Here is an 8,747-nt window from a genome sequence, read left to right as displayed (position 1 = left end):
TACACGAGGCGGGAGAGCGGCTCTTGCAGGCGTTGCTGGACCCGTTGCTGGCGCGCCTTCGACAGCGCCAGTTGCAGCGCAGCGACCAGCACCTCGACGCGCTGCAGCGGCAGTTGGGCGCCGGTTGGTGGGAGTGGCCACTGCAGGGGCCGCTGCAGTTGGACCCAGCGTTGGCGGCCAGTTTCGACCTGCCGCGTGAAATCACCGTCGAGCAATGGCTGGCGCGAGTGCACCCGGCGGATCGCGAGGCCGCGCAGCTGGCGCTCGAGCAACTGCGTGAAGGCCGTGCCTTGAGCCTCAGCCTGCGCCTGCAGGAGCACGCCCCGCAGATCAGTCCGCGTTGGCTGCACTGGGTGGGGCAGATGCAGGGGCGCCAGGTCCGCGGCTTTCTACTCGACATCAGTGCGCTCAAGGCTCAGGAACTGCAGGCTGGCGCCGCCCGTGCACGGCTGGAGAACCTGATCGCCAGCTCGCCGGCCGTGATCTATATCCAGCGCTATGCCGAGGGCGCGCTGCACAGCGAGTTCTTCAGCGCCAGCCTGGCCCCGATGCTGGGCTGGCACAGCGACAGCGAACAGGCCCGTCAGCCGGGGCTGGCAGTGCACCCTGACGACCGCAGCCTGTGGCTGGAGCGCACGCGCACACTGCTGCGCGATGGCCAGGCGCGCTGCCGCTACCGCCTGCGCGACCAGTCGGGTGGCTATCACTGGGTACTCGATGAAGCCCGTCTGCTGCGCGACGACCTCGGCCAGCCCGTGGAGGTGGTCGGGCTGTGGCTGGACGTCAGCGAGGCGACCGAGGCTGCCGAGCGCGTGCGCCACAGCGAGGAGCGTTATCGTGTGCTGGTGGAGGATTCGCCGGCGATGATCTGCCGCTATCGTCCCGATCTTGAACTCCTGTTCGGTAACCGTCCGCTGGCTGACCACCTGGAGTGTGCGCCGGAGCAACTTGCCGGCATGAACCTTGGCCAGTGGATGTCCGACGCGCAACGCAGTGCGTTCCAGCAGCGCCTGGCAACGCTGACCCCGGAGCAGCCCTTGAGCAGCGCGGAGATCTGCCTGCAACTGCCGGGGCGGGAAAACGCCTGGTGGGTGTGGGCTGACCGCGGCCTGTTTGACGCGCAGGGGCGGCTTCTGGAAATCCAGGCGGTGGGGCGTGACAACACCGAGGTGCGACGCAGCCAGCGCCAGTTGTTGCAGGGCGCGAAGATGGCGACGCTCGGTGAGCTGGCGACCGGGCTGGTGCATGAGATCAATCAGCCGATGAACGTGATGCGCATGGCCGTGGCCAATACCTTGAAGCGTCTGGAGAACGGCGCGGCGGATACCGATTACCTGACCGACAAGCTGCACCGCATCGAGGCCCAGGTGGAGCGGGCGGCGCGGCTGGTGGAGCATATGCGTGTCTATGGCCGTCGCTCTGAACCGGAGCGTCAGGCGTTCGTGGCCTGGGACGCGGTGGAAGGTGCGGCCGCGTTGCTGGCCGAGGGGCTTCGGGGCAAGGGTGTGGCTTTGCATATCGTGGCGCCCGAGTCGGCGTTGACGGTGCTGGGGCATCAGGACCAGCTCGAGCAGGTGTTGATCAACCTGATGATCAATGCCCGCGACGCGTTGCTCGAACGCCAACCCCTGGCACCGGCCATACGGGTCAGCCAGCAGCGGGTCGAGGGGCGCGTCTGCCTGCAGGTCGAGGACAACGCGGGTGGCATCGACCCGCGCCTGCTCGGGCGCATCTTCGAGCCCTTCTTCACCACCAAGCCCGCGGGTGTCGGCACGGGGCTGGGGCTGTCGGTGAGCCATGGCATCGTCGAGGCCATGGGCGGCAGCCTCGAGGTGCGCAACGGCCCGGACGGCGCGTGCTTCTGCATACTGCTGCCGCTCTACAGTGCCAGTTGAGCGCGGCCAGTCGAGCAACTGAGGTTGGCGCCGACTTCGGCGTTGACCAGGTCGACGCCCAGCACTTTCAGCAGCACGTTCAGCAAGGGGTCGAGCAGCGGGCTGAGCAGGCCTTTGATCAGCGGCTCGAGTATCGCCTTGACGCCATCGAGCACCCCCCCCACGAGCACCAGCACCTGGCCCAGGCCGCTGTTGTTGGCGGTCGGCCGGTAGGCCTCCAACTGAATGCCCAGCAGGGTGTCGCTGAGGCTGCCGACCACGTTGTCGTTGGCGGTTCTCATGGGTAGATAGGCAGGCTTGAGGCCGATGTTCGGCGGTACGCTGTCGGGGGCCTGGAAGGTCAGCGAGCGCTCCTGGGCGCCGCTGCCCAGCACCTTGCTGTCCACCCGCAGGCCGATGCCGCCGCCGACGAAGGGGATGCGCTCCTCGCACTGGCCGAGCGGCAGGATCAACAGCCGGGTGCAGCGCTTGGTGCCGATGTCGATCATCGGCAGCGCCTTCACTGCAGTGGTGCCTTGGGTGAAGAACTCATCCGGTGAGGCGAACTGGCCCACCGCGATCTTGACCGCCGAGCTCTGGTTGCGAGTGGTCAGGCGCTTGGGTGAGCAACTGAAGGTGTCGGGAGCTGCAGGGTTCAGGCGGGTACTGGCTTCGGCGACTTCCAGGCCTATGTCCAGGTGCAGCTTGCCGGGCACCAGGACGATATCGCTGACCGTACAGGGCACGCCGAGCAGGCAGAGCACCGATTGCACAGTGGCGGCGAGGTTCAGGCTGAGCAGGTTGTTGATCACGTTGGTCAGCGGCGCGGCGAGGTCGAGCACGGCGTTGAGCAGGCCGAAGATGCCATCGAGCAAGGGCAGGTCGAGGGAGATCATCGCCCGCACCTGGGCAGTGTGCACACGCAGCTCGTCGGTACGCGGGTCGCCGACCGAGGAGATCTGCTGCGGCTCGATGACCTTCAGGCGAACTCGTCCGTTGACCAGGCCGAGCACGTTGAGCGGCAGGTCGACGTTGGCGGCGCTTTCGCTGGCGGCCAGCTGGATCACCCCTTGCACCAGTTGCAGCAACTGGATGCTGGCATCCAGGCCAGCCTGGGCGGTGCCGTTCTGGATGTCGAGGATATCGCCCAGGCGCACCAGCGTCCCGTTGCCGGCCCCCAGGGCGACCTTGCCCAGGTTGGTCACCACCTCCAGCGCCGCACCGCTTTGTTGCAACACCTTGACCGCCGCCTGCAGCAGTTGGGTGGCGGTCGCGTTGGCGTTGAGCAACTGCTTGTAGTCGCCGACCGTGAGGTTGAGGTCGATTGCCAGTTGATCGAGATAGCTGAGCAACTTGATGTCGGTGGCGGCGATGCCTTTCCAGCCGGCGAGGTCCAGCTGCACACCACCACCGAGGGCGCCGAGCAGGGCGTTGAGCAGTACCGACTGGCGCGAATCGACCGTGGCCAGGGTGGTGCGGATGCTCAGCATCGCCTGCGGCGGCAGTGGCGCGGAGGCGACAGCGTGGGCCTGCAAGGTTGTGGTCAGTGGCACGCCGTTGCCCTGGACCAGGGCATACACCCCCGCCGCGACGCTGGTGGTGACGGTGTTGCTGACATCGACCCGGATCGCTTCGTTGCGGTTGTCGTCGCGGGTGAAGCTGCGCAGGCTGTTGGCGCCGGTCTGCAGGTAGCCGCAACTGGCCTGCAGCGGGTTGCCGGGGGCGTGCCCGTTGCGGGTGGCGGCGGTGCGGGCGATGGCATTGGCCTGTGGGCCGGTGCCGACGCACACGGCGAACTGCCCGGCGGCTTCCAGCGCAGCCATGTCGGCGATGCGCTGCAGCTTGCGTTGTTCGAGGTAGAGCCGCCCACTGTCGATTGCCAGCAGCACGAACAGCAGGGCCATACCGAGGGTGATCACTGCCATCAGGCCGATCGCGCCACGTTGGCGCGCAGCGGAAGAGGAAACCACGGGCACTCCTTTGCAGGCCGAAGGCCAGCATCGCGATTGCGATTACAGGAGTGTAGTCATGGTGATGGCATCTTGCCTCTTCTCAGCCTTCACGCCACCTGGTTGTAGGAGCGGGCTTGCCCGCGAAAAAAACACCGCGCTGCCTGGCACGGGCTACGCCCGTATTCGCGGGCAAGCCCGCTCCTACAGATAGGCGTTGGGTTTCAGTGCGGTGGGTAGTTGCTCATCACCTGGGTCACTGTCTTCTGGATCGCGGCATTGCGCTCCTGCGGGCTCGGCGGGTAGCTGTTCATGATCTGCTCGGCACTGCCGCGCCAGACCAGCTTGCCGTCACGGCCATCGAACAGGTCCACCTGGATGGTCGCCACCTTGTAGTCGACGCTACGGGTCTCGTTGTACATCGGCCCACCCCAGTAACCGCCCCAGTAGCCACCCCAGGCCCCGCCATAGTTGGTGGTGACCTGCTGCTGGCGGTCTTCGACGATCAGGTAGGCGCGCACTTTCACATCGGGCCGGGCGCTGCCTTGTGCCGGACGCAGGCCGCGCTGGTCGAGCTGGTCGGCCACGGCCTGGCGGATACGCTGCTCGGTGAGATCGCTCTTGATCCGCGGATCGTCCGGGCGGTATTGCAGGGCCGGTTCCTGCCAGGCCCAGCTGCGGTAGGCGGCGAAGTCACGGCTGGCATCGAAATCCTGGGTGACGTTGTTGCTGGTGCAGCCGGCGACCAGCAGCGCGAAGGACAGCAGAACGAGGCGGCGCAACATGATGATTCTCCTGACGCGTTAACTGGGAGGGTAGCCACTGAGGGCCTTGCGCACCGACTCGCGCAGGGCGTTTTCACGGTCGCGCGGCGAGCCTTTTTCGCTGCCGCTTTCGGCGCTGGCACTCCACACCGGCTGGCCGTTGCGGGCATCGAACAGGTCGATGCGCACCACCATTACCTCGACTTCGTAGGTGCGCACGATCGGTACGCTGCCGTAGGCACCATAGCCGTTGCGGTAGCCGCCATAGCCGATGCCGCCGTAGGGAGCGGGGCCGTAGTAGGGATCGTAGTCGTAATCGCGGACCTGGCGCAGGCGGCGCTCCAGGCGCAGGTTGGCGCTGACCAGCAGGTCGCCGCTGGCGCCGCGTGCCGGGCGCAGGCCGTGCTGGTCGAGCGCACCGCTGATGGCATCGGCCAGTTGCGCGGGATCGGCATTGGCGCTGCCGCTGGGTAACTGGCCGTTGCGCCAGCTCCAACTGCGGTAGCGCCCATAGTCGCGTGGCGCGGCCGGATAGGCGCTGGCATCGAAGGTGGTCGCGGCCTGGGGCGGAGCCGGTGGCAGTGGCCGGGAACTGGCGATATAGGGATTGCTGCTCTGGCACGCCGCCAGGGCGAAGGGGAGCAAGGCCAGGCACAACAGACGGTACGGCATGTATTCCTCCCGGCAGGCGAGATCAGCGTGGGCGACAGGTCCAGTGCAGGTAACGGCCGAGCCCGGCGAAGCTCGGATGACGGCGGTGGGCCAATTCCATTTCCAGCAGGTCGAGCAGCTCGGCCTTGTCCTGGAATTCCTTGGGCATGTAGTCGTGGAAAACCCTGACCCCACTCTCGCTTTCGACCTGCCACATGGGTTCAAGTTGCGCGCGCAGCTCTCGCGGATCAAGAGGTTTTTGCGGGGTGAGACTCTGTTTTTCGCCGGCCAGGCGGTCGCTGCGCAGCTTGCGGAAGTGACCCTTGAGCAAGTTGCGGTAGACCAGCGCATCGCGGTTGTAGAACGCCAGCGACAGCCAGCCGCCCGGTGTGGTCAGCTGGTGCAGCACCGGCAGGATGCTGTGTGGTTCGGCCAGCCATTCGAGCACGGCGTGGCACAGCACCACATCGAAGGGCTCGGTGAGCTGACCGAGCAGGTCCTGCCAGGGCGCCTGGATGAAGGTGGCGGGTTGGTTGGCCTCGGCGAAGCGCGCGCGGGCCCCGTCGAGCATCGGCGCGGCGGGCTCGGCCAGGGTCACCTGGTGCCCCCGCTGTGCCAGCCACAGCGCCATGTGGCCCAGGCCCGCGCCGATGTCGAGGATGCGAAGGGGGCGGACGGGCAGGCTTTCGGCGAGGTCCGCCTGCAGCACCGCCAGGCGGATCGCGCCTTTGGCACCGCCGTAGATCTTCTCGGCGAAGCGGCTGGCCAGCTCATCGAAATGACGGTCGTTCATCGGGCGAAGCGCCTCTCGCTGTCGGCGAGCTTGGCCCGCACCACGGTTTCCATGTCCAGCCCCAGCTCGCTGCACAGCAGCAACAGATAGAGCACCACGTCGCCGACTTCCTGGCCGGCGTGGGCGAGCTGCTCGGGAGCGAGCTGGCGTGACTGGTCTTCACTCAGCCACTGGAAGATTTCCACTAGCTCGGCCATCTCGACGCTGGCGGCCATGGCCAGGTTCTTCGGGCTGTGGAAGCTGCGCCAGTCGTTGTTGTCGCGGATCCGGTGCAGGCGGTCGGTCAGTTCTTGCAGGTTCATCGAGGGCTCTCCTTCTGGCGCATAGCTTCGGGTGCGCCAGGGAGCAAATCAAGTGAATTGGCGGCCATTGTTGAAGCCGAGGGAGCGGCCCTGGCGCGTGCTTGATTTGGTTACAGGTCGCTCCATTTGCCGGTCATGTGCAGCAGGCCCCCGTGCCCGGTCAGATTCAGTTGCCCTTGCGGCCCAGCGGCAGTCGCGCCGAGCACCACCTCCGAGGGCAGGCGCACCGGCTTGTGGAAGTCCACCGCGAACCCATAGCCCGCCACCGGCAGGTGCCCGCGCAGTGCCGCCAGCGCCATGGCCTTGTTCCACATGCCGTGGGCGATGGCTTTGGGGAAGCCGAACAGTCGGGCACTCGCCGCGCTCAGGTGGATGGGGTTGTAGTCGCCGCAGACCTTGGCGTAGCGGCGGCCGATATCGCTGTCGGCATACCAGCGTGTCACTTCCGGCGTTTCGATGGCTGGCTCGTCGTTGTCCCCGTGCGTTTCGCCTTCGAGCTTCAGCCCCCGCACCAGCATGCGGCTGGTTTCGCGCCAGAGCAGACCCAGCCCGTCCTGGGCCTCGGTGACCAGGTCGAAGGTGCCACCCTTGGGATGTGCCTGCAGGTTGTCGGCATGCACGGCAAAACGCAGGCCTTCGATGGCGCCCAACGGGCGCAGCACCTGGATCTCGTTGTGCAGGTGCACCAGCCCGAGCAGGGGGAAGGGAAAGTCGCTGGCGGTCAGCAGTTGCAACTGCAGGTTGAACGCGATCACGTGCGGATAGGTGGGCGGCAGGCGACCATCGTCGCTGAAGTGGCACAGGCGACGATAAGCCGCAAGGTTTGTCGGGTCGACCCGCAGGAAACAACGCAGGCCACCAGTGGGCAGGCGGTCGCCACTGATCTTGCGCTTGCCGAGCGCTCGCAGGTAAAGCCGGGTGCGGGTATCGGGGGTGTGCAGGTCCTGCCATGTCCGGTTCATGTTCATGCCCCTATAAGTGCTTGCCCACAGACGCGCAGGTACTGGCCGCTGACCGCACCAGTGCCGGGCTGGGCGAGCCAGGCGACAGCCTCGGCGACGTCTTGTGGGCGTCCGCCCTGGCCCAGCGAACTCAGGCGACGGCCAGCCTCGCGCAGTCCCATGGGCATGGCGGCGGTCATGTGGGTTTCGATGAAGCCGGGTGCCACCGCGTTGATGCTGATGCCGTGTGCGGCGAGCTTGGGCGCCCATGCCTGGGCGAAACCGATCAGGCCGGCCTTGCTCGCGGCGTAGTTGGCCTGGCCCCGGTTACCGGCGATGCCACTGACCGATGCGAGCAACACGATGCGCGCGTTGTCGTGCAACTGGCCGGCGTCGAGCAGGGCCTGGGTCAGCACCTGGGGAGCCTTGAGGTTCACTGCCATGACCGCGTCCCAGTATTCCGGGGTCATGTTGGCGAGGGTCTTGTCACGGGTAATGCCGGCGTTGTGCACCACGATGTCGATGCCCTGAGGTAACCCTTCGAGCAATTTGGCCGAGGCATCGCTGGCGCAAATGTCCAGGGCCAGGGCGTGGCCGCCGATACGTGCGGCAAGGGCGTCGAGGTCCTTCTGCGCGGGCGGCACGTCCAGCAGGATCACCTCGGCGCCGTCGCGGGCGAGGGTTTCGGCGATGGATGCACCAATGCCGCGGGCAGCCCCGGTGACCAATGCGCGTTTGCCTGCCAGCGGTCGCGTCCAGTCCTGCACCTGGCTTGCACAGCCTTCAAGACGTAGCACCTGGCCGGAAATGAACGCGCTCTTGGGTGAAAGGAAGAACCGCAGCGCGCCTTCGAGCTGATCCTCCGCGCCGGACGCGACGTACAGCAGTTGCGCCGTTGCGCCGTTGCGCAGCTCCTTGGCCAGCGAGCGGCTGAAGCCTTCGAGGGCGCGCTGGGCGACGCTGGCCTGGGGCGCTTCGACCTGTTCAGGGGGGCGCCCGAGGATCACTACGTGAGCACAGGGTGCCAGGCTGCGCAGCAGCGGCTGGAAGAATTCGCGCAACTGCCGAAGCTCGTCGCTGTCGGACAGATGACTGGCATCGAACACCACTGCCTTGAGTTTCGGGCCGAGCCCGGCGACCCAGGCGGGAGCCTCGAGATCTTCGCCGGCAAAGCTGTAGCACTCGTCGGTGAGTGCCGGGGCGATGGCTTCGACCTTGCGTACCAGCGGCCCGCCGCCCAGCACCAGCGCGCCTTCGATCGGGCGCAAGCGTCCGGCCTGCCAGCGCTCCAGCGGCGCCGGTCGCGGCAGGCCGAGGGCGTCGACCAGGCGGCGGCCGAGGTTGGAGTTGGCAAAGCCGAGATAGCGGTCACTCATGGTGCGGGTCTCCCTGAAGGCAAGCATGCAAGTGTGGACCATGTTTGTGGCAAGGTCGTTCGAATGCGGCAAAAACGCCTAGGCTGTAGCCAACCTA

Annotated in this window: 8 protein-coding genes; 1 reads left to right on the top strand and 7 read right to left on the bottom strand. The window is 66.8% G+C overall.

What is annotated here, in order from left to right:
- Nucleotides 1-1,895: PAS domain-containing sensor histidine kinase (locus VA602_RS12645; RefSeq protein WP_323453363.1), on the top strand; the 1,895-nt coding region annotated here is incomplete at its 5' end.
- On the opposite strand, the gene VA602_RS12640 is transcribed toward VA602_RS12645, so the two are convergent.
- From VA602_RS12640 to VA602_RS12610, 7 genes are all read right to left on the bottom strand, one after another.
- Nucleotides 1,880-3,844, bottom strand: a complete 1,965-nt coding sequence (locus VA602_RS12640) for a pilus assembly protein TadG-related protein (RefSeq protein ID WP_323453362.1) — start codon at nt 3,842-3,844, stop codon at nt 1,880-1,882. The two genes, VA602_RS12645 and VA602_RS12640, sit on opposite strands and share 16 nt — an antisense overlap.
- A gap of 203 nt (nt 3,845-4,047) precedes the next feature.
- Nucleotides 4,048-4,608, bottom strand: coding sequence for a DUF4136 domain-containing protein (locus VA602_RS12635; protein ID WP_153774062.1), 561 nt, complete (start codon nt 4,606-4,608; stop codon nt 4,048-4,050).
- A gap of 18 nt (nt 4,609-4,626) precedes the next feature.
- Nucleotides 4,627-5,259: a DUF4136 domain-containing protein gene (locus VA602_RS12630; RefSeq protein ID WP_323453361.1), complete on the bottom strand. Its 633-nt coding sequence runs from the start codon at nt 5,257-5,259 to the stop codon at nt 4,627-4,629.
- A gap of 22 nt (nt 5,260-5,281) precedes the next feature.
- Nucleotides 5,282-6,031, bottom strand: coding sequence for a methyltransferase domain-containing protein (locus VA602_RS12625; protein WP_323453360.1), 750 nt, complete (start codon nt 6,029-6,031; stop codon nt 5,282-5,284).
- Entirely contained in the window at nt 6,028-6,333 is a 306-nt protein-coding gene (locus VA602_RS12620; protein WP_323453359.1) for a MazG-like family protein, read from the bottom strand. The genes VA602_RS12625 and VA602_RS12620 overlap by 4 nt, the downstream gene beginning before the upstream one ends.
- 110 nt (nt 6,334-6,443) lie before the next feature.
- Entirely contained in the window at nt 6,444-7,295 is an 852-nt protein-coding gene (locus tag VA602_RS12615) for a MaoC family dehydratase (protein ID WP_323453358.1), read from the bottom strand.
- A gap of 2 nt (nt 7,296-7,297) precedes the next feature.
- Entirely contained in the window at nt 7,298-8,650 is a 1,353-nt protein-coding gene (locus tag VA602_RS12610; protein ID WP_323453357.1) for a 3-oxoacyl-ACP reductase, read from the bottom strand.
- Between the last annotated feature and the right edge of the window lie 97 nt (nt 8,651-8,747).

It is taken from the genome of Pseudomonas machongensis (assembly GCF_034961125.1).
Taxonomy (GTDB): Bacteria; Pseudomonadota; Gammaproteobacteria; order Pseudomonadales; family Pseudomonadaceae; genus Aquipseudomonas; species Aquipseudomonas machongensis.
Note: the sequence above shows the minus strand (reverse complement) of the source record. Positions and strands in the feature narration are given on the sequence as shown.